We start from the raw sequence: 22,664 nt of genomic DNA, 5'->3' as shown, positions 1-22,664 counted from the left end.
CTTCTCGTCCTGTGTCCGGGGGGCGATCACAGTGCCAGGCCGGCCTCGCGAGCGCCGTCGGCGACGGCGGCCACGCGGCCGTGGTACTTGTTGCCACCGCGGTCGAAGACGACCGCGTCGATGCCGGCGGCCTTGGCGCGCTCGGCGACGAGGGTCCCGACGGTGCGGGCCTTGTCCGACTTGGTGCCCTCGGCCCCGCGCAGGTCCTGCTCCATGGTGGAGGCCGACGCCAGGGTGATGCCCTTGGCGTCGTCCACGACCTGGACGAACATGTGGCGCTGCGAGCGGGTGACCACCAGACGGGGGCGCTCGGCGGAGCCGACGATGCGGCGGCGCACGCGCAGGTGGCGACGGCCGCGGGCGCGCAGGCGGCTGCCGCGGGAGCCGGTCGTGTGCTTCTCTGCGTAACCCATGATCACTTACCAGCCTTTCCGGCCTTGCGCAGCACGACCTCGTCCGCGTAGCGCACGCCCTTGCCCTTGTACGGCTCGGGCGGGCGGATGCCGCGGATCTTCGCTGCGACCTGGCCCACCTGCTGCTTGTCGATGCCGGCCACCGCGAACTTGGTGGGCGACTCGACGGAGAAGGAGATCCCCTGGGGGGCCTTCACGATGACGGGGTGGGAGAAGCCGAGCGCGAACTCGAGGTCGGTGCCCTTCGCGGTCACACGGTAGCCCGTGCCCACGATCTCCAGCTTCTTCTCATACCCCTCGGTCACGCCGAGGAGGATGTTGTTGACGAGCGTGCGGGTGAGGCCGTGCAGCGCACGGTTCTCCTGCTCGTCGTCGGGACGGCGCACGACGAGCTCGCCGGCGTCGTTGCGCTCGATGGTCAGGGGCTCAGGCACGGTGTGCGAGAGCTCGCCCTTGGGACCCGTCGCCGTGACGGTGCGGCCATCGATGGTGACGTTCTGGACGGCTGCCGGCACGGGGACCGGTCGGAATCCGATGCGGGACATTTCGGTGTGCTCCTCTCCCGCTCACCAGATGTAGGCGAGGACTTCCCCACCCACACCCTTCTTGGCAGCCTGCTTGTCGGTCAGGAGGCCGGAGGACGTGGACAGGATCGCCACGCCCAGGCCGCCGAGGACCTTGGGCAGATTGGTGGACTTGGCGTACACGCGAAGGCCCGGCTTCGAGATGCGACGGACGCCGGAGATGGCGCGCTCGCGGCTCTGGCCGTACTTGAGCTCGAGAACGAGGTTCTTGCCCACCTCGGCCTCTTCCTCGTGCCAGCCGAGGATGTAGCCCTCGGACTTCAGGATGTTCGCGATGCCGCTCTTCAGCTTCGAGTACGGCATGGTGACGGAGTCGTGGTAGGCGCCGGAGGCGTTCCTGACACGCGTCAGCATGTCCGCGATCGGGTCGGTCATGGTCATGTCTTAGTGCTTCTTCCTCACCTGGTTTCCTGCCGCGGCGCCGTGGCGCTCTTCGCAGGACCTGTGGTGATAGTCCTTACCAGCTGCTCTTCGTGACGCCGGGGAGCTCACCGCGGTGAGCCATCTCGCGCAGGCACACGCGGCAGAGCCCGAACTTGCGGTACACCGAGTGCGGACGACCGCACCGCTGGCACCGGGTGTAGGCGCGCACGCCGAACTTCGGCTTGCGCTCCTGCTTCTTGATCAGCGCTGTCTTTGCCATGTCAGTTCTCCTTGAAGGGGAAGCCGAGCAGCTTGAGCAGGGCGCGTCCCTCGTCGTCGGTCTTCGCGGTGGTCACGACCGTGATGTCCATGCCGCGGACGCGGTCGATCTCGTCCTGGTCGATCTCATGGAACATGACCTGCTCCGTGAGACCGAAGGTGTAGTTGCCGCTGCCGTCGAACTGCTTGGCCGACAGACCGCGGAAGTCGCGGATGCGGGGCAGCGCGGTGGACAGCAGACGGTCCAGGAACTCCCACATGCGGTCGCCGCGCAGCGTCACGTGGGCGCCGATCGGCATGCCCTCGCGCAGCTTGAACTGGGCGATGGACTTGCGGGCCTTGGTCACCTGGGGCTTCTGACCGGTGATGGTGGCGAGGTCGCGGATCGCGCCGTCGATCACCTTCGAGTCGCGAGCGGCGTCGCCGACGCCCATGTTCACGACGATCTTGGTCAGGCCGGGGACCAGCATGACGTTCTCGTAGCCGAACTGCTCGGTGAGCTTGGCCTTGATGTCGTCACGGTAGGTGCTCTTCAGGCGCGGGGTGGGCGCCTCGGTCGTCACGGTGCTCATCAGATGTCCTTCCCGGAGCGCTTGGCGTAGCGCACACGGACCTGCTTGGTGCGGCCGTTCTCGAGCTCGAGGGTCTCCACGCGGTAGCCGACCTTGGTGGGACGGTTGTCCTCGGGGTCGACGAGCGCCACGTTCGAGACGTGGATCGGAGCCTCGCGCTGCTCGATGCCACCGGCGCCGCCCTGCTGGGTCGGACGCAGGTGGTGGGTGCGGCGGTTGACGCCCTCCACCAGCACGCGCTGCGTGTCGGTGAACACCTCGAGCACACGGCCCTGCTTGCCCTTGTCGCCCGGCTCGAGCCCGCGCTTGGCGGCCTTGTCGCCATCGCTCGTGCGGCCGGTGATGACCTGGACCAGGTCACCCTTCTTGATCTTCATGCCTGCCATGTCACAGCACCTCCGGCGCCAGCGAGATGATCTTCATGAACCGCTTGTCGCGCAGCTCGCGGCCCACGGGGCCGAAGATGCGCGTGCCTCGCGGCTCGCCGTCCGTCTTGAGGATCACGGCGGCATTCTCATCGAAACGGATGTAGGAACCGTCGGCGCGGCGGCGCTCCTTGGTGGTGCGCACGACGACGGCCTTGACGACATCGCCCTTCTTGACGTTGCCACCGGGGATGGCGTCCTTGACGGTCGCCACGATGGTGTCGCCGATGCTTGCGTAACGGCGACCGGAGCCACCGAGAACGCGGATGCAGAGGATCTCCTTCGCACCCGTGTTGTCGGCGACCTTCAGTCGCGACTCCTGCTGAATCACTCAGTACTCCTGTCGTCTCGCCGGTTCTCGCCACCCGGGACGGGGAGCCAGCCTTGCGGAACGGATATGGACCGTTGCCCGGATACCCGGCCCCAGGGCCGGATGACGGTGCGGAGCGCGGCGGGCATCAAAAAACCCTCCGGCGGACTCGGACACACCCGGGGCTCACGAGGGGCCGATGGTGCGCGGTCTCCGACGGGGGATGGACGCTGCGGTCCGCATCCTCCGTGCACGCCCGAGGGCATGCACGAGATCAGCAACCGTTCAAGTGTACGGGCCGGGCGGGCTCCGGCGGAAGGGCGGCGGCGACGAAAGGGCTGTGTCCTTGCTCATGCGTCGCGCGAGGACGCCGATGGGCCCGGCCGACGAGCATTCGTCGGCCGGGCCCATGATCGGGAGGTGCGCTCCCCCGCGTCCTTCACGGGGCGTCGGGCACGGGGTCCGTCAGGAGCCCGCCCCCACGCGATCCGCGCCCGAGGCGCCGCTGCCGTCGCGGCCTTCGTCCTCGGGAGCCGCGTCCGCGTCGGAGGGGAGCCCCGCACCGGGGACGTCCATCGCGGCCTCGATCTCCGCCTCCATCTCGGGATCGACCACGATGGGCATCTCCGAGGTGTTCAGCAGCGGGTTCTCGTCCTGGTGGGCGACGAGCTCCCGCGCCTCCTCGGCGGTCTCCACCGAGGGGAAGGAGCCCAGCAGCGGCCGCTTCGCGCTCTCGCGCATGAAGATCACGGCGATGCCGGCGACCAGACCGAAGAACATGATCCAGAGGGCGGGCATGTAGCTGTTGCCCGTCCACTTGATCAGCGTCTGGGAGATCACCGGGGTGGTGCCGCCGAACAGGGACACCGAGATGTTGTAGGCGATCCCCATCGCGCCGTAGCGGGCGGCCGTCGGGAACAGCGCGGGCAGCGCCGCGGCCGAGGGCCCGATGAACATGGCGACCGGCAGAGCGACGATCACCATGGCGACCTGGATCTCCAGGAACGAGCTCTGGTGCATGAGCCAGAACGCCGGGAGCATCAGCAGCACCGCGGTCGCGGAGCCCGTGAAGTAGACGGCGCGGCGGCCGAAGCGGTCGGACGCCTTCCCTGCGAACGGGATCATGACGCACAGGATGAGCAGCGCGGGGATCGTGGTCGCGGCGCTCGTCATCTCGTTGTACCCGAACTGGGTGCCCAGGTAGGTGGGCATGTAGCTCGTGAGCGCGTAGCCGGCGGTGTTCGTCGCCGCCACGATCGCGACCGCGATCAGCAGCTCGCGCCAGTGGTAGCGGATGATGCCGATCGGACCCTTGCGGGCGTGCACCGAGCTCGCGTCCTCGTGGGACTGCTCGGCCTCGGCCTCCTGCTCGGCCTCGGTGGCCTCGAAGGCGGGCGTCTCGGGGATGCGGGCACGGAACCAGATGGCGACGGCGCCCAGCGGGATCGCGATGAGGAACGGCACGCGCCATCCCCAGGCGAGCATGGCGTCGGGGCCCCAGACGGACGAGGTGACGAGGTGGGTGAGGGCCACCGAGCCCGCGCCCAGCGCGAACCCGAAGTACGAGCCCACGTCGAGCATGGAGGCGTAGAAGCCGCGCTTCTTGTCGGGCGCGTACTCCGAGACGTACGTCGTGGCGCCCGCGTACTCGCCGCCCGTCGAGAAGCCCTGGACGAGCTTGAGGGCGTAGAGGAGGAAGGCGGCCCAGACGCCGATCTGCGCGTGGGTGGGCAGCACGCCGATGAGGGCGGTCGCGATCGCCATCATCGCCATCGTGAAGAAGAGGACCTTCTGGCGGCCGATCTTGTCGCCGAGCGGGCCCAGCACGAGGCCGCCGAAGGGACGCACCAGGAAGCTGACGGCGAAGCCCAGGAGGGTGAGGATGGTGTCGAGCGACTTGCTGCCCGTGTGGAAGAACAGCTCGGACAGCATCAGCGTCATGTAGCCGTAGACGCCGAAGTCGAACCACTCCATGACGTTCCCGACCACGGTGCCGCCGATCGCGGTGCGCACCTTGGAGCCCTTGACGACGAGGACGTCATCGACCTCGAGGCGCGGCTGCTTGGGCTTGCGTCCGAGGAGCCGACGGCCCGGGCGGCGCGCTCCGCCCGGACGATCGCCGTCCGACCGGGCCTCGGGCTGCGCATCGGCCTCGGGGCCGAGCTGGGGGGCGGCACCGAGCGTGCGCTCGGCGCCGGGCAGAGATGAGGGCTCTGAAGAGGACATGGACCTGCCTTCGTGGGGCTGAGGTGCCGAGGGGTCGTCGCTCTGCCGAGAGAGCGGCCGACGCTTCCTTCCTCGTGCCCCGGGGGAGATCCGGCGACGAGCCGTCGGAGGTCCCGAGGAGCGGGCACGGCGCACCAGGAAAACAGGTTTCGAGCCCGATGTCAGGTCCATGACCTGGATCGATTCTCGAAAGCGGGGGTTGACCAGTGCATACGCTGATGTCTCACACGGCGTGTCGCGCTTCACATCCGGACGGTTCCCGGGGGCACCGCACAGGGTGCTCCGCCGGGTGCCGCGGGTCGCCGGCAGCCGCCCCCGGACATGCGAGAGGCCGGCCGCCCCGGGTGGGGGCGACCGGCCTCAGCGGCGCATGACGCCGGTGATCCGCGAGGGATCAGAGGGTCACTTGGCCTTCTCGATGATCTCGACCAGGCGCCAGTGCTTCGACGCCGAGAGCGGGCGCGTCTCCATGAGGAGGACCTGGTCGCCGATGCCGGCGGTGTTCTCCTCGTCGTGCGCCTTGAACTTCTTGGTCTTGGTCATGACCTTGCCGTACAGGGAGTGCTTCACGCGCTCCTCGACCTCGACGACGATGGTCTTGTCCATCTTGTCGGAGACGACGTACCCGCGCAGGGTCTTGCGGTAGGGACGGTCGTGCGAGGAGGCGTGGTGCCCCTCGACGGCTGCGTCCTCGTGGACGTTGTCGTTCATGTGTTCTCCTCGCTTCGCGGTCACTCGGCGGTCGGGGCCTGGCGGATCCCCAGCTCGCGCTCACGCAGGATCGTGTAGATCCGCGCGATGTCCTTCTTGACGGACCGCAGGCGGCCGGAGCTCTCCAGCTGGCCGGTCGCGGACTGGAAGCGGAGCTTGAACAGCTCGTCCTTGGCCTTCGACAGCTCGTCGGCCAGCTTCTGGTCGTCCAGCTTGTCGAGCTCCTCGGCGGTGAGCTTGGTCGCTGCCATCAGATGTCACCACCCTCTCGGCTCAGGATGCGGCACTTCATCGGCAGCTTGTGCGCTGCCAGGCGCAGCGCCTCACGAGCCACCTCATCGGACACTCCGGCGACCTCGAACATGACGCGGCCCGGCTTGACGTTGGCGACCCACCACTCCACGGAGCCCTTGCCCGAGCCCATGCGGACCTCGGCAGGCTTCTTGGTGAGCGGTCGATCGGGGTAGATGTTGATGAACACCTTGCCGCCGCGCTTCATGTAGCGGGTCATGGCGATACGCGCGGCCTCGATCTGGCGGTTGGTGACGTACGCCGGCGCGAGCGCCTGGATGCCGTACTCGCCGAACGCGAGATCATTGCCGCCCTTGGACATGCCGCTGCGGGTGGGGTGGTGCTGCTTGCGGTGCTTGGTCCTGCGGGGGATCAGCATGTCCCTCAGGCCTCCGTTCCGGACTCAGCGGGCGCAGCGCTCTGCTCGGCGGCGGCGGGAGCGGCCTGCTCGGCCTGCTCGGGACGCTGCTGACGGGCGGCGGCGTTGCGCTCGTTGCGACGGCCGCGCGGACGCTCGGCACGCGGGCCCCGACCGGAGCGGGGACCCTGCGAGGCGGCCTGCTGGGCCGCGAGCTCCTTGGCGGTGACGTCGCCCTTGTAGATCCACACCTTCACGCCGATGCGGCCGAAGGCGGTGCGGGCCTCGTAGAAGCCGTAGTCGATGTTCGCGCGGAGGGTGTGCAGAGGCACGCGACCCTCGCGGTAGAACTCGCTGCGGCTCATCTCGGCGCCGCCGAGGCGGCCGGAGACCGCCACGCGGATGCCCTTGGCGCCGGCGCGCTGCGCGGACTGCATGCCCTTGCGCATCGCACGGCGGAAGGACACGCGAGCGGCGAGCTGCTCGGCGATGCCCTGCGCGACCAGCTGCGAGTCGGCCTCGGGGTTCTTGACCTCGAGGATGTTCAGCTGGATCTGCTTGCCGGTGAGCTTCTCGAGCTCGCCGCGGAGGCGCTCGGCCTCCGCACCGCGGCGCCCGATCACGATGCCCGGGCGGGCGGTGTGCAGGTCGACGCGGACACGATCACGGGTGCGCTCGATCTCGACCTTGGAGATGCCGGCACGCTCGAGCCCCTCGGACATGAGCTTGCGGATCGCGACGTCTTCCTTCACGTAGTCGCGGTACCGCTGCCCCTCCTTGGTGGAGTCGGCGAACCACCGGCTGGTGTGCTCCGTGGTGATCCCGAGGCGGAACCCATTGGGATTGACCTTCTGGCCCATACGGGACTCCTTACTTGTTCACGGGAGCGACCACCACGGTGACGTGGCTGGTGCGCTTCTTGATCTGGAAGGCACGACCCTGAGCTCGCGGCTGGAACCGCTTCATGGTCGGACCCTCGTCGACGTACGCGGCGGAGACGACGAGCTCCTGCTCATCGAAACGCTCCCCCGCCTGATCGGCCTTCACCCTGGCGTTGGCGATCGCGGACTGCACGAGCTTCAGGACGGGCTCGGAGGCCACCTGCGGTGCGAACCGCAGGATGTCCTGAGCCTCCACCGTGCTCTTGCCACGAATCAGGTCCACAACGCGCCGGGCCTTCATGGGCGACATGCGGAGATACCGCACCTGCGCCTTGGCTTCCATTGCTGTCCTCTCTTCGAGAGAAGTGCTGCCGTCACTGACTCGCGTCAGCGACGACGGCCCTTCCGGTCGTCCTTCTCGTGGCCCTTGAAAGTCCGCGTGGGGGCGAACTCGCCGAGCTTGTGGCCCACCATCGACTCGGTGACGAACACCGTGACGTGCTTGCGGCCGTCATGCACTGCGAAGGTGTGGCCGAGGAAGTCCGGTGTGATGACCGAACGACGCGACCAGGTCTTGATGACGTTCTTGGTGCCCTTCTCGTTGGCGACGTCGACCTTCTTCTGAAGGTGGTCGTCGATGAACGGGCCCTTGGCAATACTGCGAGGCATACTTCTGGCTCCCTATCAGCGCTTCTTGCCCGTGCGGCGACGACGGACGATGAGCTTCTCGCTCTCCTTGTTCGGACGCCGGGTGCGGCCCTCGGGCTGGCCCCAGGGCGACACCGGGTGACGACCGCCGGAGGTGCGGCCCTCGCCGCCGCCGTGCGGGTGGTCGACCGGGTTCATGACCACGCCGCGCACGTGCGGGCGCTTGCCCTTCCAGCGCATGCGGCCGGCCTTGCCCCAGTTGATGTTCGACTGCTCGGCATTGCCGACCTCGCCGATGGTCGCGCGGCAGTCCGCGTCGACGTTGCGGATCTCGCCGGAGGGCATGCGCAGCTGCGCGAAGCGGCCCTCCTTGGCGACCAGCTGCACGGAGGCGCCGGCCGAACGGGCGATCTTCGCTCCGCCGCCGGGGCGCAGCTCGATGGCGTGCACCACGGTGCCCAGCGGGATGTTGCGCAGGGGCAGGTTGTTGCCCGGCTTGATGTCGGCGCCGGCGCCGTTCTCGACCCAGTCGCCCTGACGGAGCTTCGCGGGTGCGAGGATGTAGCGCTTGTCGCCGTCCGCGTAGTGCAGGAGTGCGATGCGAGCGGTGCGGTTGGGGTCGTACTCGATGTGAGCGACCTTGGCGTTCACGCCGTCCTTGTCGGCGCGGCGGAAGTCGATCACGCGGTAGGCGCGCTTGTGGCCACCGCCGCGGTGACGCGAGGTGATGCGACCGTTGGAGTTGCGGCCGCCGCTCTTGGAGAGCGGGCGGACCAGCGACTTCTCGGGCTCACTGCGAGTGATCTCGACGAAGTCGGCGACGCTCGAGCCGCGACGGCCCGGCGTGGTCGGCTTGTGCTTGCGAATTCCCATGGTGGGTTTCCCTCTGACTCTCTTCGGATCCTCGGCGATCGGTCGCTCAGGCGACCGACCCTCCGAAGATGTCGATGGTTCCGTCGGTCAGGGTGATGACAGCGCGCTTGGTGTCCTTGCGCTTGCCGGTCCCGTAGCGGGTGCGGCGCGCCTTGCCCTGGCGGTTGATCGTGTTCACCGAGGCGACCTTCACGTCGAAGATCTTCTCGATCGCGATCTTGATCTCGGTCTTGTTGGCGCGGGGGTCCACCTCGAAGGTGTACTTGCCCTCGTCCATCAGCCCGTAGCTCTTCTCGGAGACGATCGGGGCCAGGACGATGTCCCGCGGGTCCTTGTTCAGCGTGGTCACTTGGACTCCTCCTCGACGCCCGCGTTCTTCGCCGCGGCGAAGGAGGACGTGGGCAGGGACAGGGTGGCGCGCGCGACGAAGTCCTCGAGACCGCCGGAGGTGAACACGACGTCGTCGCTCAGCATGACGTCGTAGGTGTTCAGCTGGTCGGCGAACAGGACATGCGCCGTGGGCAGGTTGCGGGTGCTCAGGGCGCCCAGCTCGTCGTCGCGACGGATCACCACGAGGACGTGCTCGCGCTCGGAGATGCGGCCCAGCGCGGTGCGCGCGGCCTTCGTCGAGGGCGCGTCGCCCTCGAGCAGCGAGCTCAGGACGTGGACGCGGCCGTTGCGCGCCCGGTCCGAGAGGGCGCCGCGCAGCGCGGCGGCCTTCATCTTCTTGGGGGTGCGCTGGCTGTAGTCGCGCGGGACCGGCCCGTGGACGATGCCGCCGCCGGCGAACTGAGGAGCGCGGATCGAGCCCTGACGAGCGCGGCCGGTGCCCTTCTGCTTGTACGGCTTCTTGCCGCCGCCGGCCACCTCGCCGCGGGTCTTCGCCTTGTGCGTGCCCTGACGGGCGGCCGCGAGCTGGGCGACGACGACCTGGTGGATGAGCGGGACGTTGGTCTGCACGTCGAAGATCGACGCGGGGAGCTCGGCCGTGCCGGACTTCTTCCCGGCCGGGTCGAGGACGTCGACGGTCAGGTTCTCTGCCATCGGGCTCAGGCCTCCTTCACGGGGCTCTTGACGGCCGAGCGGACCAGCACGAGACCGCCCTTGGGGCCGGGGACGGCACCCTTGACGAGCACGAGGCCCTTCTCGACGTCGACCGCATGCACGGTCAGGTTCTGGACACTGGTGCGGACGTTGCCCATGCGGCCGGCCATGCGCAGGCCCTTGAACACGCGACCAGGGGTGGAGGCGCCGCCGATCGAGCCGGGCTTGCGGTGGTTGCGGTGCGCACCGTGGGAGGCGCTGACACCGGCGAACCCGTGGCGCTTCATGACGCCCGCGGTGCCCTTGCCCTTGGTGGTGCCGACGACGTCGACCTTCTGGCCGGCCTCGAAGACCGACGCGTCGATCTCCTGGCCGACGGTGAAATCACCGGCGTCGGAGGTGCGCAGCTCGGCGAGGTGACGGCGCGGGGTCACGCCGGCCTTCTCGAAGTGGCCCTTGAGCGGCTTGCTCACCTTGCGGGGATCGATCTGGCCGTACGCGATCTGGACCGCGTCGTAGCCGTCGACCTCCACGGAGCGCACCTGGGTGACGACGTTGGAGTCGGTCTGGACGACGGTGACCGGCACGAGCTTGCCGTTCTCGTCCCAGACCTGGGTCATGCCGAGCTTGGTGCCGAGCACGCCGGCGACGGCGCGGGCAGCCTGCCCTGTCAGTTCGTTGCTCATATCGGCCTGCCTCAGAGCTTGATCTCGATGTTGACGTCCGCCGGCAGATCGAGGCGCATCAGCGAGTCCACGGCCTTGGGCGTGGGATCGACGATGTCGATCAGACGCTTGTGCGTGCGCATCTCGAAGTGCTCGCGGGAGTCCTTGTACTTGTGGGGCGAACGGATCACGCAGAACACGTTCTTCTCGGTCGGCAGCGGCACGGGGCCGACAACGGTCGCACCCGCACGGCTCACCGTGTCGACGATCTTGCGCGCCGAGCTATCGATGACCTCGTGGTCGTACGACTTCAGCCTGATGCGGATCTTCTGTCCCGCCATGGCGTCCTGTCTCTCTCTCGTCTGGACATTCATGCAGTCGGCACCGGTACCCGAGGACGGGCGTGTCGCACTCCCTAGGGGGCGAAGCCCCATGGGCGAGTGACCGTTGCCGGCTGGTCCGTGCTCTCCCTCTTCACGATGCGCTCTCGACGCGGTGGCGTCGTTCGCATCCTGGGGCTGGGCCTCATCCGGTGATCATTCGCCGCGTCGCGCAGAGCGCGGGAGCGGAGAACGGAACCGGGCATGTCGGCCCGCACAGACAACTCCCCCAGTCTGCCATCCCGCATGCTCCCCGTCGAGGGCAGGACAGGTGGAGCGAGTCACATGGCACAGTCCTGTCTGCGAGCGCGGGGACGGCCCGCGGAGGTCGCACCGACATCGCACCGACCCCGCGCGAGAGGTGAGGGCGCCGGTGCCCGGAGCAGAGCGGCGGCGCCCGGTGCTGATGACGTCGACGGGCCGATGGTGGGGAGCCGTGGCGATATCGCCACGGCTCCCCACCATCGGCCCTTCCAGGACAGGGCGCCCATGACCAGGGCGTCGGTCTCCTACTTGTTCGTGCTCGGCCCGACGCCGCCCTGCAGCTGACGCTGGAAGATCACGTACACGATCAGCACCGGGATGATGGTGATCGTGACGGAGGCGAACATCGCGGACCAGTCCGTCTGGTAGCCCTGCTGCGCCTGCATGTTCGCCAGGCCCTGGGCCAGCACGTACTTGTCGGGATCGGTGTTCAGCACGATCGGCAGCAGGAACTGGTTCCACAGACCCAGGAAGTTGAAGATCGCGATCGAGACCAGGCCCGGCTTCGCCATCGGCAGCATCACCTGGAAGAAGGTGCGGAAATCGCCCGCGCCGTCGATCTGCGCCGCCTCGCCGATCTCCTCCGGCAGCTGCCGGAAGAAGGCGTAGAGGAAGAACACCGTGAACGGCAGGGCGAAGCCCACGTAGCTGATGATCAGTCCCGCGTAGTTGCCCTGGAGGCCCATGTTCTTCAGCACGAAGAACAGCGGCACCACCGCGAGGAAGAGCGGGAACGTGAGCCCCGCGATCAGCGCGTAGTAGATGATCGTCCGCCCGGGGAACTGGAAGCGGGCGAGCACGTACGCGCACATGGCCCCCAGCATCATGACCAGGATCAGCGAGCATCCGACCACGATGATCGTGTTGAGGAAGTAGCGGCCGATGCCCGCCGTCGTCCAGGCCCGCACGAAGTTGTCGAAGTTCCAGGTCTTCGGGAGCGAGAACGGTGACGCGAGGATCGAACGGGAGTCCTTGAAGGAGCTGAAGACGGTCCAGATCAGCGGGAGGATCACGACCAGGGCCCAGAGCACCAGGATCGTGTGGGAGACGGCGCCGAAGGCCCTGTCCCCCGATGACCGCTTCCGGCGCCGGGGAGCCGGCGCGGCCGTGCCGCCGTCCTCGTGGGCGGGCCGGGCGTCGCGCGTCGTCCGTGTCGTCTGCGTCGTGCTCATCAGTCCTTCTTCCTGCTCAGCAGCAGCACGATGACGGCCATGATCATCGTGAACACGGCCATCACCACGCCCATCGCCGAGGCGAGGCCGAAGTTCGACTTCTGGAACGCCGTCTCGTAGAGGTACCGGGAGACGACCTCGGTGCTCTTGGACGTGCCGCCGTTGGGCGTCATCACGTTGATGAAGACGAACATGTCCAGGGCGAGGATTCCCATGTACACCAGAGCGGTGGAGACGTTCTCCCGGATCATCGGCAGCACGACCCGCACCGACAGGCGCAGGCGACCCGCGCCGTCGAGCCGCGCGGCCTCGATGACCTCGGAGGGCACGGCCTTGATCGCTGCCACGAACAGCACCATGTAGAAGCCGACCATGTTCCACACGACGGCGATGATCACCGCGGCCATCGCGAAGCGCGGGTCGCCGAGCCAGGCGATCTGCGAGTCGATGCCGACGAGCCCCAGCACGCCGTTGAGGAGCCCGCCGCCCGGGGCGTAGATGAACGCGAACAGGATGCCGATGACGACCGCGGGGATCACGTAGGGGAAGAAGCTGATGACCCGGTAGACCGTCGCTCCCCGGATCCCCTTGACCTCCCCGCGGCTGTCGCCGCCGATCGTCACCAGCACGGCCAGCGCGTAGGCCAGGGTGATGGTCACCAGGGGCAGCACGACGAGCAGGATCGCGTTGTGCCAGAGAGCGGTGCGGAAGTTCTCGTCCTCGAACAGCGTGACGTAGTTCTTCAGGCCCACGAACTCCTGCGACGCGCTGACTCCCCGCCAGTCGGTCAGGGAGTAGTAGAACGCCTGCAGGAACGGCGAGACCACGAACATCACGTACACGAGCAGGGGCACGCCGAGGAACAGCGCGAAGAAGACCACCCGCTCGAGCGTGAGCCGCTGGCGCCGACCTCGGGAGCGGGGAGCTTCCGAGGTCGGCGCCGTCGTCGGGACTGCGACCATCACTTGACGTCGAACTTCTCGACGGAGTCGTCCTCCCGGACCTTGTCGATCATCTTCTGCTGCTTCTCGCGCAGCTCATCGGCGCCGACCCTGCCCGAGAGGAACTCGGTCCACTGCGTCACGGTGTCGGGACCCAGGTTGTACCAGTCGATGAGGTTGAAGGTGAACGCGTTCTCCCCGGCGTCGCTGATCATCTTCAGCGTCGCCTGCAGAGCCGTCGAGGCGTCCTCGTCCGAGGGGGCGGCATCCTTCACGACCGTGGGCGAGCCCGTCAGCGTGGTGAAGTTCGTGGCCTGCTCCTTCGAGAGCATCACGCGGAGGAACTCCATGCCCCCGGCGGTGTTCTTGCCCTTCGAGGGGACGACGAAGGGCTCCCCGGCCGTGCCGTGGATCGCCTCGTAGGGCATCTTCCCCCCGGAGCTCAGCGTCGGCGCGGGCGCGGCCGTCATCTCGTAGTCCTTCGGAGTCACGCCGCGCTGCTCGTTCTCGATCCACGAGCCCGACGGGTAGAGCACCGACTTGCCGGTGACCCAGTCGGTCTGGGCCTGGGTGTGCTTGATGCCCTCGCCGCCGGGGGCGAAGAACTTGGCCTTCACGGCGTCCTCGAGGGCCGCGTACGCCTTGACCACGGCGTCCTGCTCGAAGGCCTTGGCGTCGAGGGAGTCGAGCTTCTTGCGGACCTCGTCGCCGCCCTCCTTGATGGCCATGGTGAGCGCGAGCTCCATGTAGTAGCTCGACGCGTTCTGGCCGCCGTAGGAGAACGGGTAGGCCTTGGTCTTCTTGATCTCCTCGCCGAGGGACATCATGTCGTCCCAGGTCTTGGGGGCCGACCAGCCCTTCTCGTCGAACTGCTTCTTCGAGAACCACAGGGCGTACACCGTGTACACGTAGTTCATCGCCAGGAACTTGCCCGAGTAGGTGCCCGGATCCGTGGAGCCCGGCAGCAGGGTGTCCTTGATGGCCGTGCCGTCCACGCCCTTCACGTCCAGCAGGGGCTGGAGATCGGCGAGCTCGCCCTGGTTGATGAGCGCGGAGACGTTCATGGACTGGGCGCCGGAGTTGTCGAAGAGATCGGGCGGGTTGCCGCCGACGAAGCGCGGCTGCAGCTCGGGCTGGATGTTCACCGTCGAGGAGACCTTGGGGGTGATGTCCGAGTGGAGCTTCTCGAACGCCTTGCCGGCGTCCTTCGCGTAGTCGTCGCCGTAGCCGCCGTCGAAGATGACGACGTCCACGCTGGATCCGGACTTCACGCCGAACGGGTTGTCGTCGGACTTGTCGCCGCCGCCGTCGGCCGCATCGCCGCCGGACGAGGAGTCGTCCCCTCCCCCGCCGCCCGCGCAGGCCGAGAGCGCGACCGCGCCGCCGCCGGCCCCTGCGAGGGCGAGGAAGCTCCGCCGCGAGGCCGCGAGGCGCTCGAGAGGTGTCATCATGTCGGAAGAGTCCTGAGAGGAGTCCATGGTCTCCTGCTTTCGTCATTGAGTGGACAGGGTGTCGTCGGACCATCGAGGCGAGGTGCCGTGACGTCGTCGTCGGCGTTCCTCGTGCCACGATCATAATGCGCACCTTGCGTAGATCTGATCGATTGAGCACCCAGTCGGTCACGAACACGTAACGGGCCCGGTCGTCGGTCGTCGCCGGGCGGCCGTGCGGGGCGCGCACCCCGTCGACATCCAGCGGACGTCCAGGCGATACCTCGGTGCCGCCCTGATCCGTCCTCTAGGCTCGCGTGCATGACACAGCCTCAGCAGCAGCCCTCACCTCTGACGGCGCGGCTCTACAAGCTCGAGTATCCGCGCTCGCTCGGCACGTACAGCACCTATGCCGAGGTGCAGGCCGTGGTGGATGCGCTCGCGGATGCCGAGTTCCCGGTGGAGAACACGATGATCGTGGGCACCGACCTCAAGCTCATGGAGCGGGTCACGGGACGCCGCACGTGGCGCAAGGTCCTGCTGAACGGCGCGCTGAGCGGCGTCTGGATGGGTCTGTTCATCGGGCTGCTGCTCGCCCTGTTCTCCGGCCATCTGCTGCAGACGGTGATCTCGGGCGTGCTGTTCGGGGTCGTCTTCTTCACCATCTGGTCGGCGATCGGCTACGCCGCCACGGGCGGCAACCGCGACTTCACCTCGATGACCGCGACCATCCCCATGCAGTACGAGCTGATGGTCGAGCACAGCCACGCGCAGGCCGCCCGCAGCATTCTGCTCGCGGCGGGCGCGACCCCGCCCGGTCCCGCCGCGCCGCAGGGCGCCGGCCGCGGCGCGAACGGCGCGCCCGTCGTGCCCGCCGCAGCGGGCTCCCCGCAGCCCGTACGCCCGCCGCACGGCGACTACGGTGCGCAGAGCGCCGCCGGATCCGCGGGCGGCACCGGTCCCCAGCGGCTCCAGGACGCCTCCGCCCCGTCATCCGCGTACGCCGCGGAGGGCACCCGGAGCGACGACGCGTCGTCAGTCGCCACCGGCGCCGACGCCTCCCCCTCCGCGGGCAATCGCCCGCAGTACGGCAGGCCCGCGGCGCCCGCGCCCACCCGCAGCGCCTCCGCCGCGAGCCCGTCCCGGCCGCAGTACGGCAGGCCCGCGTCGGCCCCGACCGCGGATCCGGAGCAGACCGACGACGACGGCGCCACCGACGCAACCCACCGGGATCCGCGCCCCTGAGCCGCTGAGCTCCTCCGGGCGCACCCCGCTCACCGCTCCCCCACGACGCAGGCCCGCCCACCGCTGCACCACGCGGTGCGCGGGCCTACGTGCGCGGGCGCAGACACTCAGGTGGGTGCGGCTCCGGGCACAGCTCCGGGCACGGCACGACCTCCATCGCGGGGACGGTCTCGCAGTGACGTGGACCCGATCCCGACGCGCCGGCCTGGACGCGAGAGCGACCGGCTGCTCTCGCCTCGGCGTCCCGGCCTCTGCTCCCCCGGCGGAGGCTCGGGGCGGCCGGGCATGACGAAGGCCCCGGATCCTCCCGCCGTGCGGCGGATGGATCCGGGGCCTTCGAGCTCTCCCGTGGGGGATCAGCTCACGTCTGCGGGCTCGCGCCCGCGATCATCACTTGATGATCTTGGTGACGCGGCCGGAGCCGACGGTGCGGCCACCCTCGCGGATGGCGAAGCCGAGGCCGTCCTCCATGGCGATGGGCTGGATGAGCTCCACCGACATCTCGGTGTTGTCGCCGGGCATGACCATCTCGGTGCCCTCGGGCAGCGTGATGACGCCGGTGACGTCCGTGGTGCGGAAGTAGAACTGCGGACGGTAGTTCGAGTAGAACGGGTTGTGACGGCCGCCCTCGTCCTTGGACAGGATGTAGACCTGCGCCTCGAAGTTGGTGTGCGGGGTGATCGAACCCGGCTTCACGACGACCTGGCCGCGCTCGACGTCCTCGCGCTTGGTGCCGCGAAGGAGCAGGCCGCAGTTCTCGCCGGCCCACGCCTCGTCCATCTGCTTGTGGAACATCTCGATGCCGGTGACCGTGGTCTTCTGCGCCGGGCGGATGCCGACGATCTCGACCTCGGAGTTGATCGGCAGCTTGCCGCGCTCCACCTTGCCGGTCACGACGGTGCCGCGGCCCTGGATGGTGAAGACGTCCTCGACGGGCATGAGGAAGGGCTTGTCGAGATCGCGGACCGGGTCCGGGATGTTGTCGTCGGCCGCGGCCATCAGGTCCTGGACGGACTTGACCCACTTCTCGTCGCCCTCGAGGGCCTTGAGAGCGGACACGCGGATGACGGGGGCGTCCTCGTCGAACTCCTGCGAGCCGAGCAGCTCACGGACCTCCATCTCGACGAGCTCGAGGATCTCCTCGTCGTCGACCATGTCGGACTTGTTGAGCGCGACCAGCAGGTAGGGGACGCCGACCTGACGGGCGAGCAGCACGTGCTCGCGGGTCTGGGCCATGGGGCCGTCGGTCGCCGCGACCACGAGGATCGCGCCGTCCATCTGGGCCGCACCGGTGATCATGTTCTTGATGTAGTCGGCGTGGCCGGGGGCGTCGACGTGCGCGTAGTGGCGCTTCTCGGTCTCGTACTCGATGTGCGAGATGTTGATCGTGATGCCGCGCTGCTTCTCCTCCGGCGCGTTGTCGATCTGGTCGAAGTCCCGCTTCTCGTTGAGATCCGGGTACTGGTCGTACAGGACCTTCGAGATCGCAGCGGTCAGCGTGGTCTTGCCATGGTCGACGTGACCGATGGTGCCGATGTTGACGTGCGGCTTGGTCCGCTCGAACTTGGCCTTGGCCATTGTGGTGTCCTCCTAGGACTGTCTCATCTGGGTACTACTGGTTCGGGACGGCGGGCGCCCGGCCTGCGGGCCTCCGCCGCGGGGTCGGAGGAGAGGCGGATCGAGTGTACCCGTCTCCCCTCCGCTGCCTCACTCGCCCCGGGTCTTCGCGACGATCTCGTCCGAGATGGTCTTCGGGACCTCCGCGTAGCTGTCGAACTGCATCGAGTACACCGCACGACCCTGGGTCTTGGACCGCAGGTCGCCGACGTATCCGAACATCTCCGACAGCGGGACGAGAGCACGGACGATCTTGACCCCGCTCGCGTCCTCCATCGACTGGACCTGCCCGCGACGCGAGTTCAGGTCGCCGATGACATCTCCCATGTACTCCTCGGGAGTCCGGACCTCGACCGCCATGAGCGGCTCGAGGATGACCGGGTTCGCGAGGCGCAGGGCCTCCTTGGTCGCCATGGAGCCGGCGATCTTGAAGGCCATCTCCGAGGAGTCGACGTCGTGGTACGCACCGTCGATCAGCTGCGCCCGGACGTTCACGACCGGGTAGCCGGCGAGGACGCCGGACTGCAGCGCGTCCTGGATGCCCGCGTCGATGGACGGGATGTACTCACGCGGGATGCGACCACCGGTGACGAGGTTCTCGAACTCGTAGAACACGCCCTCCTCCGCGTCCTCGAGGGGCGCGTAGGTGATCTGCACCTTGCCGAACTGGCCGGAGCCTCCGGTCTGCTTCTTGTGCGTGTAGTCGAACTTCTCGACCGTCCGCTTGATGGTCTCGCGGTACGCGACCTGCGGCTTGCCGATGTTCGCCTCGACCTTGAACTCGCGGCGCATGCGGTCCACGAGGATGTCGAGGTGCAGCTCGCCCATGCCGCGGATGACGGTCTGGCCGGTCTCGTCGTCCAGCTCGACCTGGTAGGTCGGGTCCTCCTTGAGGAACTTCTGGAGCGCCGCGGAGAGCTTCTCCTGGTCGCCCTTGGTCTTGGGCTCGATGGCCACGGAGATCACGGGCTCGGGGAAGGTCATCGACTCCAGGGCGATCGGGTTCTGCAGATCGCTCAGGGTGTCGCCGGTGGTGGTGTCCTTCAGGCCGATGAACGCGTAGATGTGGCCGGCGAAGGCCTCGTCCACGGGGTTCTCCTGGTTGGAGTGCATCTGGAAGAGCTTCCCGACGCGCTCCTTCTTGCCCGAGGTCGAGTTCATGACCTGGTCGCCGCTCTTGACGTGACCGGAGTACACGCGCACGTAGGTGAGCGTGCCGAAGAACGGGTGGGTCGCGAGCTTGAAGGCCAGGGCCGAGAAGGGCTCGTCGGTCGACGGCTTGCGCGTGAGCTCCTTGGACTCGTCCTTGACGTCGTGGCCGACCATCGGCGGGACGTCGAGGGGCGAGGGGAGGTAGTCCACGACCGCGTCGAGCATGGGCTGCACGCCCTTGTTCTTGTACGCGGAGCCGGCGAAGACCGGGTAGGCCTCGGAGTTCACCGTGAGGTGACGGATGCCGGCCTTGAGCTGGTCGACGGTGAGGTCGCCCTCCTCGAGGTAGGCCTCCATGAGCTCCTCGGTGCTCTCGGCGACGTCCTCGACGAGCTTGGCCCGGTACTCGTCGACCTGCTCCTGGAGCTCCGCGGGGATCGGGACCTCGGCCTGGTACTGGCCGAGCGCCGCATCGCCCTTCTTCTTGCCGAACTCGGGGGCGTCCTCGGGGAACGTGTCCGGCCACTCGTAGGCCTTCATCTCGACGAGGTCGACGACGCCGCGGAAGTCGTTCTCCGCGCCGATCGGGACCTGCATCACCAGCGGCTTGGCGCCGAGTCGCTCGACGATGGTGCGCACGGTGAAGAAGAAGTCCGCGCCCAGCTTGTCCATCTTGTTGACGAAGCAGATGCGGGGCACGTCGTACTTGTCGGCCTGGCGCCACACCGTCTCGGACTGGGGCTCCACGCCCTCCTTGCCGTCGAACACGGCGACGGCGCCGTCGAGGACGCGCAGCGAGCGCTCCACCTCGACGGTGAAGTCGACGTGACCGGGGGTGTCGATGATGTTGATCTGGCTGTCGTGCCAGTAGCAGGTCGTCGCGGCCGACGTGATGGTGATGCCGCGCTCCTTCTCCTGCTCCATCCAGTCCATCGTGCCGGCGCCGTCGTGCGTCTCGCCGATCTTGTAGTTGACACCGGTGTAGTAGAGGATGCGCTCGGTCGTGGTGGTCTTACCGGCATCGATGTGGGCCATGATGCCGATGTTTCGGACCTTGGTGAGGTCGCTGAGCACTGCGAGTGCCACTGACTTGGGCCTTTCTGGAGGGCTGCTGGTCTGGAGTGCGGTGGGAGGCGGGGCCCGCCCGCCGCGGATCCGGGGATCCGGCGGGCGGGCCCTGCCGTCTCACCAGCGGTAGTGCGCGAAGGCCTTGTTGGCCTCGGCCATCTTGTGCGTGTCCTCCCGGCGCTTGACCGCGGCGCCGAGACCGTTGGACGCGTCGAGCAGCTCGTTCATGAGCCGCTCGGTCATCGTGTGCTCGCGGCGGGCGCGCGAGTAGCTGACGAGCCAGCGCAGGGCCAGCGTCGTCGAACGACCGGGCTTGACCTCGACGGGGACCTGGTAGGTCGCACCGCCGACGCGGCGCGAACGCACCTCGAGGCTGGGCTTGACGTTGTCCAGGGCCTTCTTGAGGGTCGCGACCGGGTCCTGGCCGTTCTTCTCGCGGCAGCCCTCGAGGGCGCCGTAGACGATCGACTCGGCGACGGTCTTCTTGCCGTCGAGGAGGACCTTGTTGATGAGCTGGGTGACCAGCGGGGAGCCGTAGACCGGGTCCACCACGAGCTGGCGCTTGGGAGCTGCTCCCTTACGAGGCATTACTTCTTCTCCTTCTTCGCGCCGTACCGCGAGCGGGCCTGCTGGCGACCCTTGACGCCCTGGGTGTCCAGGGAGCCGCGGACGATCTTGTAGCGGACACCCGGGAGGTCCTTCACACGGCCGCCGCGCACGAGCACGATCGAGTGCTCCTGCAGGTTGTGGCCGACGCCGGGGATGTACGCCGTCACCTCGATGCCGGTGGACAGACGCACGCGCGCGATCTTGCGCAGCGCCGAGTTCGGCTTCTTGGGGGTCTGGGTGTAGACGCGCGTGCAGACGCCGCGGCGCTGGGGCGAACCCTTGAGCGCCGGGGTCTTCGAAGCGGAGGACTTGACCGTCCGCCCCTTGCGCACCAACTGCTGAATAGTGGGCACTTCGACTCTTCCTGTTCTGCCGACGGGAGTGTTGGTCCCCTCGGAACTCCATCTTGTGGCCGCGGGTGCGGCCGGCGACCCGTCGTGCGCTCCCCTGCATCCCGGGAGTGGGCACGGCGACCCGCGCGGACGACGTGCGCCGTCCGTGCGTCGGAGCACCGTGATCGCGCGCCGCGGACGAGGGCGGGGATGCGCCCGTCGCCCGGATTCGGGCATGCCACGAGGATCCGCTCCTCGCGGGGGACACCCGGGCGTTCGAGTCGACAGCCCGGGAGAAGTCCCGATCACGACCAGAGGGCACTCCGGACGCTCTTGACAGTCTACTGACGCCGCGTGCAGAGGGTCAAAGGACTGGGTGCCTTCGGATGCACATCACATGCCCGACGAAGCGCGACGGGGCCCGGGGACGCGGCGAGCGCACCACGGGTCTCCGTGATGCGCTCGCGATGCCTGCACGACGCGCGATCGGGCGTCGTCCGTCCGATCGGGCCCCGGGCGTCGGCTCAGCCGATGCCGAGCTTCGAGGTGCAGCCGGGCCATGCGCCCCAGCCCTGAGCGGCCTGGACCTTCTTGGCGACCGCGATCTGCTGCGCGCGGGATGCCTGGTCGGCCGAGGAGGCGTAGGCGCCGCCGCCGAACGCCTTCCAGGACTGATCGGTGAACTGCAGACCGCCCTTGAACCCGTTGCCGGTGTTGATGGACCAGTTGCCGCCCGACTCGCACTGGGCGATCGTGTCCCAGACGGAGCCGTCGGAGACCGAGGGGGCCTTCGCGCTCGAGGAGGACTTCGAGGTGCTCGTGGACTTCTTCGAGTCCGAGGAGGCCTGGGACTTCTTCTCCGAGGTCTTCGCGGACGTCGTCTTCGAGGACGAGGAGTCGCTGTCGCTCGAGGAGTCGTCGTCCTTCGCGGCGGAGCTCGAGGAGTCGTCCGCGTCGCTCGAGGTGTCCTCGGGCTCGGGAGCCTTCTTGGTGCCCTTGAGGACGACCTCGTCGACCGGCTCCTTCGTGACCTGCTCGTCCAGGACCTTCGTCTTGGTGACCTCGCCGTCGACGATGGTCTCGCGGACCTTCGTCTCCTTGGTGCCCTTCCGGCCCTCGGTCTCCACCTTCGTGGTGCCCTCGGTGAGCTCGTCGGACTTCTTGGTCGTGGTCTCGAAGTCGACGGACTCCTTCTTCGTCGACTCCTTCTCGCGCACGCGCTGGACCGTGACGGTCATGCCGTCGGTCAGCTCCTCGTCGCGACCGGGCTTCGCGGTGTCGGTGTCCTCGATGTTCTTCAGGACCTCCTCCATGCCCTCGCCGACGGTGTCGGAGTAGACGGTCAAGGTCTTGTGGCCGTACTGGCCCTTGAAGGTCACGGACTTCGCGGTCTGCACCTCGACCGAGGTGCCCTCCGCGCTCAGCGAGGTCTCCGGGTCGGGGCTCACGTGCGCCTTCTTCGTGTCGACGTCGACCTCCTCGAGGGCGTCGGCCACGGTGTCGCCGGTCGTGAGCACCTCGTGCGCCTTCCCGTCGACCGTGACGGTGACGGGGTTGCGGTGGACGACCTGGATATCGATGCCGTCGGTGACGACGGAGTCGATGGAGGGGATCACGAGGTCCGTCGAGCGCACGGTGACGCCCTGCGCCTCGAGCAGCGCGCCCACGGTCGGGCTGAAGGTGCGCACGGTGCTGTGCTCGCCGTACACGTCCACGCCGGCCTCGTTGGAGACCGCGTAGGCGGTGCCGCCGCCGCCGGCGACCAGCAGCCCTGCCACGGCCGCAGAGATGATCCACGGAGTCTTCTTCAC

General features: G+C 68.2%; 28 protein-coding genes. 1 reads left to right on the top strand and 27 read right to left on the bottom strand.

Annotation, left to right across the window (positions count from 1 at the left end; translation table 11 throughout):
- Positions 1-26: 26 nt before the first annotated feature.
- The 22 genes from rplR to ngcE all read right to left on the bottom strand — a co-directional run bounded on the left by rplR (position 27) and on the right by ngcE (position 14,851).
- Positions 27-413, bottom strand: coding sequence for a 50S ribosomal protein L18 (rplR, locus tag M4486_RS00145; RefSeq protein ID WP_152351793.1), 387 nt, complete (start codon positions 411-413; stop codon positions 27-29).
- 2 nt (positions 414-415) lie between these two features.
- Positions 416-958, bottom strand: a complete 543-nt coding sequence (rplF, locus tag M4486_RS00140; protein ID WP_152351792.1) for a 50S ribosomal protein L6 — start codon at positions 956-958, stop codon at positions 416-418.
- 21 nt (positions 959-979) lie between these two features.
- Positions 980-1,378 carry a 30S ribosomal protein S8 gene (gene rpsH, locus M4486_RS00135; protein WP_152351791.1) on the bottom strand — a complete coding sequence of 133 codons (399 nt, stop codon included), beginning with the start codon at positions 1,376-1,378 and terminating at the stop codon, positions 980-982.
- Positions 1,379-1,454: 76 nt separating this feature from the next.
- Positions 1,455-1,640 carry a type Z 30S ribosomal protein S14 gene (locus tag M4486_RS00130; RefSeq protein WP_152351790.1) on the bottom strand — a complete coding sequence of 62 codons (186 nt, stop codon included), beginning with the start codon at positions 1,638-1,640 and terminating at the stop codon, positions 1,455-1,457.
- Position 1,641: 1 nt separating this feature from the next.
- On the bottom strand, positions 1,642-2,211 hold the full coding sequence (gene rplE / locus M4486_RS00125) for a 50S ribosomal protein L5 (protein WP_152351789.1): 570 nt from the start codon (positions 2,209-2,211) through the stop codon (positions 1,642-1,644).
- The gene (gene rplX / locus M4486_RS00120) at positions 2,211-2,597 is read right to left on the bottom strand and encodes a 50S ribosomal protein L24 (protein WP_152351788.1); all 387 of its coding nucleotides are present in this window, start codon (positions 2,595-2,597) and stop codon (positions 2,211-2,213) included. Before rplX ends, rplE begins: the two co-directional genes overlap by 1 nt.
- A 1-nt stretch (position 2,598) precedes the next feature.
- Positions 2,599-2,967, bottom strand: coding sequence for a 50S ribosomal protein L14 (rplN, locus tag M4486_RS00115; protein WP_152351787.1), 369 nt, complete (start codon positions 2,965-2,967; stop codon positions 2,599-2,601).
- Positions 2,968-3,411: 444 nt separating this feature from the next.
- Positions 3,412-5,172 (bottom strand): MFS transporter, encoded by a 1,761-nt coding sequence (locus tag M4486_RS00110; protein WP_249478970.1) that lies wholly within the window; start codon positions 5,170-5,172, stop codon positions 3,412-3,414.
- Between the two features lie 402 nt (positions 5,173-5,574).
- A complete protein-coding gene (rpsQ, locus tag M4486_RS00105) occupies positions 5,575-5,883 on the bottom strand; it encodes a 30S ribosomal protein S17 (protein ID WP_152351786.1) in 309 nt (102 codons plus the stop codon).
- Positions 5,884-5,903: 20 nt separating this feature from the next.
- A complete protein-coding gene (gene rpmC / locus M4486_RS00100) occupies positions 5,904-6,134 on the bottom strand; it encodes a 50S ribosomal protein L29 (protein ID WP_152351785.1) in 231 nt (76 codons plus the stop codon).
- On the bottom strand, positions 6,134-6,553 hold the full coding sequence (gene rplP / locus M4486_RS00095) for a 50S ribosomal protein L16 (RefSeq protein WP_152351784.1): 420 nt from the start codon (positions 6,551-6,553) through the stop codon (positions 6,134-6,136). Before rplP ends, rpmC begins: the two co-directional genes overlap by 1 nt.
- Positions 6,554-6,558: 5 nt before the next feature.
- Complete coding sequence (gene rpsC, locus M4486_RS00090) at positions 6,559-7,392, bottom strand: 30S ribosomal protein S3 (protein ID WP_200501866.1); 834 nt, start codon at positions 7,390-7,392, stop codon at positions 6,559-6,561.
- Positions 7,393-7,402: 10 nt separating this feature from the next.
- Positions 7,403-7,756, bottom strand: a complete 354-nt coding sequence (gene rplV / locus M4486_RS00085; protein WP_249478968.1) for a 50S ribosomal protein L22 — start codon at positions 7,754-7,756, stop codon at positions 7,403-7,405.
- 44 nt (positions 7,757-7,800) lie between these two features.
- The gene (gene rpsS, locus M4486_RS00080; RefSeq protein WP_152351781.1) at positions 7,801-8,082 is read right to left on the bottom strand and encodes a 30S ribosomal protein S19; all 282 of its coding nucleotides are present in this window, start codon (positions 8,080-8,082) and stop codon (positions 7,801-7,803) included.
- Between the two features lie 15 nt (positions 8,083-8,097).
- Positions 8,098-8,934, bottom strand: coding sequence for a 50S ribosomal protein L2 (gene rplB, locus M4486_RS00075; RefSeq protein ID WP_249478967.1), 837 nt, complete (start codon positions 8,932-8,934; stop codon positions 8,098-8,100).
- 46 nt (positions 8,935-8,980) lie between these two features.
- On the bottom strand, positions 8,981-9,283 hold the full coding sequence (rplW, locus tag M4486_RS00070) for a 50S ribosomal protein L23 (protein ID WP_152351779.1): 303 nt from the start codon (positions 9,281-9,283) through the stop codon (positions 8,981-8,983).
- Positions 9,280-9,978, bottom strand: a complete 699-nt coding sequence (rplD, locus tag M4486_RS00065; RefSeq protein ID WP_152351778.1) for a 50S ribosomal protein L4 — start codon at positions 9,976-9,978, stop codon at positions 9,280-9,282. Before rplD ends, rplW begins: the two co-directional genes overlap by 4 nt.
- A 5-nt stretch (positions 9,979-9,983) precedes the next feature.
- Positions 9,984-10,664, bottom strand: coding sequence for a 50S ribosomal protein L3 (gene rplC / locus M4486_RS00060; RefSeq protein ID WP_249478966.1), 681 nt, complete (start codon positions 10,662-10,664; stop codon positions 9,984-9,986).
- Between the two features lie 11 nt (positions 10,665-10,675).
- On the bottom strand, positions 10,676-10,984 hold the full coding sequence (gene rpsJ, locus M4486_RS00055; protein ID WP_050668652.1) for a 30S ribosomal protein S10: 309 nt from the start codon (positions 10,982-10,984) through the stop codon (positions 10,676-10,678).
- A gap of 548 nt (positions 10,985-11,532) precedes the next feature.
- On the bottom strand, positions 11,533-12,459 hold the full coding sequence (locus tag M4486_RS00050; protein ID WP_249478964.1) for a carbohydrate ABC transporter permease: 927 nt from the start codon (positions 12,457-12,459) through the stop codon (positions 11,533-11,535).
- Positions 12,459-13,421 (bottom strand): carbohydrate ABC transporter permease, encoded by a 963-nt coding sequence (locus tag M4486_RS00045; RefSeq protein ID WP_249478963.1) that lies wholly within the window; start codon positions 13,419-13,421, stop codon positions 12,459-12,461. Before M4486_RS00045 ends, M4486_RS00050 begins: the two co-directional genes overlap by 1 nt.
- The gene (gene ngcE / locus M4486_RS00040; protein ID WP_249478962.1) at positions 13,421-14,851 is read right to left on the bottom strand and encodes an N-acetylglucosamine/diacetylchitobiose ABC transporter substrate-binding protein; all 1,431 of its coding nucleotides are present in this window, start codon (positions 14,849-14,851) and stop codon (positions 13,421-13,423) included. Before ngcE ends, M4486_RS00045 begins: the two co-directional genes overlap by 1 nt.
- A 300-nt stretch (positions 14,852-15,151) precedes the next feature.
- Here ngcE and M4486_RS00035 point away from each other — a divergent pair, with 300 nt between their 5' ends.
- Positions 15,152-16,075: a general stress protein gene (locus M4486_RS00035; RefSeq protein ID WP_249478961.1), complete on the top strand. Its 924-nt coding sequence runs from the start codon at positions 15,152-15,154 to the stop codon at positions 16,073-16,075.
- Positions 16,076-16,465: 390 nt separating this feature from the next.
- On the opposite strand, the gene tuf is transcribed toward M4486_RS00035, so the two are convergent.
- The 5 genes from tuf to M4486_RS19770 form a co-directional block, all read right to left on the bottom strand.
- Positions 16,466-17,653 (bottom strand): elongation factor Tu, encoded by a 1,188-nt coding sequence (gene tuf / locus M4486_RS00030; RefSeq protein ID WP_200501874.1) that lies wholly within the window; start codon positions 17,651-17,653, stop codon positions 16,466-16,468.
- A 129-nt stretch (positions 17,654-17,782) separates the two neighbouring features.
- Complete coding sequence (gene fusA / locus M4486_RS00025; protein WP_249478959.1) at positions 17,783-19,930, bottom strand: elongation factor G; 2,148 nt, start codon at positions 19,928-19,930, stop codon at positions 17,783-17,785.
- Between the two features lie 99 nt (positions 19,931-20,029).
- Positions 20,030-20,500 (bottom strand): 30S ribosomal protein S7, encoded by a 471-nt coding sequence (gene rpsG / locus M4486_RS00020; RefSeq protein WP_249478958.1) that lies wholly within the window; start codon positions 20,498-20,500, stop codon positions 20,030-20,032.
- Positions 20,500-20,874, bottom strand: coding sequence for a 30S ribosomal protein S12 (rpsL, locus tag M4486_RS00015; RefSeq protein ID WP_152351771.1), 375 nt, complete (start codon positions 20,872-20,874; stop codon positions 20,500-20,502). The genes rpsG and rpsL overlap by 1 nt, the downstream gene beginning before the upstream one ends.
- 503 nt (positions 20,875-21,377) lie before the next feature.
- Complete coding sequence (locus tag M4486_RS19770) at positions 21,378-22,664, bottom strand: resuscitation-promoting factor (RefSeq protein WP_283257949.1); 1,287 nt, start codon at positions 22,662-22,664, stop codon at positions 21,378-21,380.

It is taken from the genome of Brachybacterium kimchii (assembly GCF_023373525.1).
GTDB lineage: Bacteria > Actinomycetota > Actinomycetes > Actinomycetales > Dermabacteraceae > Brachybacterium > Brachybacterium kimchii.
This window is presented reverse-complemented; position numbering and strand designations above follow the sequence as displayed.

Bases quoted from the DNA above. Each gene is read 5' to 3' on its own strand.
- rplR (WP_152351793.1), bottom strand. From the start codon at position 413: ATGGGTTACGCAGAGAAGCACACGACCGGCTCCCGCGGCAGCCGCCTG.
- rplF (WP_152351792.1), bottom strand. From the start codon at position 958: ATGTCCCGCATCGGATTCCGACCGGTCCCCGTGCCGGCAGCCGTCCAG.
- rpsH (WP_152351791.1), bottom strand. From the start codon at position 1,378: ATGACCATGACCGACCCGATCGCGGACATGCTGACGCGTGTCAGGAAC.
- M4486_RS00130 (WP_152351790.1), bottom strand. From the start codon at position 1,640: ATGGCAAAGACAGCGCTGATCAAGAAGCAGGAGCGCAAGCCGAAGTTC.
- rplE (WP_152351789.1), bottom strand. From the start codon at position 2,211: ATGAGCACCGTGACGACCGAGGCGCCCACCCCGCGCCTGAAGAGCACC.
- rplX (WP_152351788.1), bottom strand. From the start codon at position 2,597: ATGGCAGGCATGAAGATCAAGAAGGGTGACCTGGTCCAGGTCATCACC.
- M4486_RS00110 (WP_249478970.1), bottom strand. From the start codon at position 5,172: ATGTCCTCTTCAGAGCCCTCATCTCTGCCCGGCGCCGAGCGCACGCTC.
- rpsQ (WP_152351786.1), bottom strand. From the start codon at position 5,883: ATGAACGACAACGTCCACGAGGACGCAGCCGTCGAGGGGCACCACGCC.
- rpmC (WP_152351785.1), bottom strand. From the start codon at position 6,134: ATGGCAGCGACCAAGCTCACCGCCGAGGAGCTCGACAAGCTGGACGAC.
- rplP (WP_152351784.1), bottom strand. From the start codon at position 6,553: ATGCTGATCCCCCGCAGGACCAAGCACCGCAAGCAGCACCACCCCACC.
- rpsC (WP_200501866.1), bottom strand. From the start codon at position 7,392: ATGGGCCAGAAGGTCAATCCCAATGGGTTCCGCCTCGGGATCACCACG.
- rplV (WP_249478968.1), bottom strand. From the start codon at position 7,756: ATGGAAGCCAAGGCGCAGGTGCGGTATCTCCGCATGTCGCCCATGAAG.
- rpsS (WP_152351781.1), bottom strand. From the start codon at position 8,082: ATGCCTCGCAGTATTGCCAAGGGCCCGTTCATCGACGACCACCTTCAG.
- rplB (WP_249478967.1), bottom strand. From the start codon at position 8,934: ATGGGAATTCGCAAGCACAAGCCGACCACGCCGGGCCGTCGCGGCTCG.
- rplD (WP_152351778.1), bottom strand. From the start codon at position 9,978: ATGGCAGAGAACCTGACCGTCGACGTCCTCGACCCGGCCGGGAAGAAG.
- rplC (WP_249478966.1), bottom strand. From the start codon at position 10,664: ATGAGCAACGAACTGACAGGGCAGGCTGCCCGCGCCGTCGCCGGCGTG.
- rpsJ (WP_050668652.1), bottom strand. From the start codon at position 10,984: ATGGCGGGACAGAAGATCCGCATCAGGCTGAAGTCGTACGACCACGAG.
- M4486_RS00050 (WP_249478964.1), bottom strand. From the start codon at position 12,459: ATGAGCACGACGCAGACGACACGGACGACGCGCGACGCCCGGCCCGCC.
- M4486_RS00045 (WP_249478963.1), bottom strand. From the start codon at position 13,421: ATGGTCGCAGTCCCGACGACGGCGCCGACCTCGGAAGCTCCCCGCTCC.
- ngcE (WP_249478962.1), bottom strand. From the start codon at position 14,851: ATGATGACACCTCTCGAGCGCCTCGCGGCCTCGCGGCGGAGCTTCCTC.
- M4486_RS00035 (WP_249478961.1), top strand. From the start codon at position 15,152: ATGACACAGCCTCAGCAGCAGCCCTCACCTCTGACGGCGCGGCTCTAC.
- tuf (WP_200501874.1), bottom strand. From the start codon at position 17,653: ATGGCCAAGGCCAAGTTCGAGCGGACCAAGCCGCACGTCAACATCGGC.
- rpsG (WP_249478958.1), bottom strand. From the start codon at position 20,500: ATGCCTCGTAAGGGAGCAGCTCCCAAGCGCCAGCTCGTGGTGGACCCG.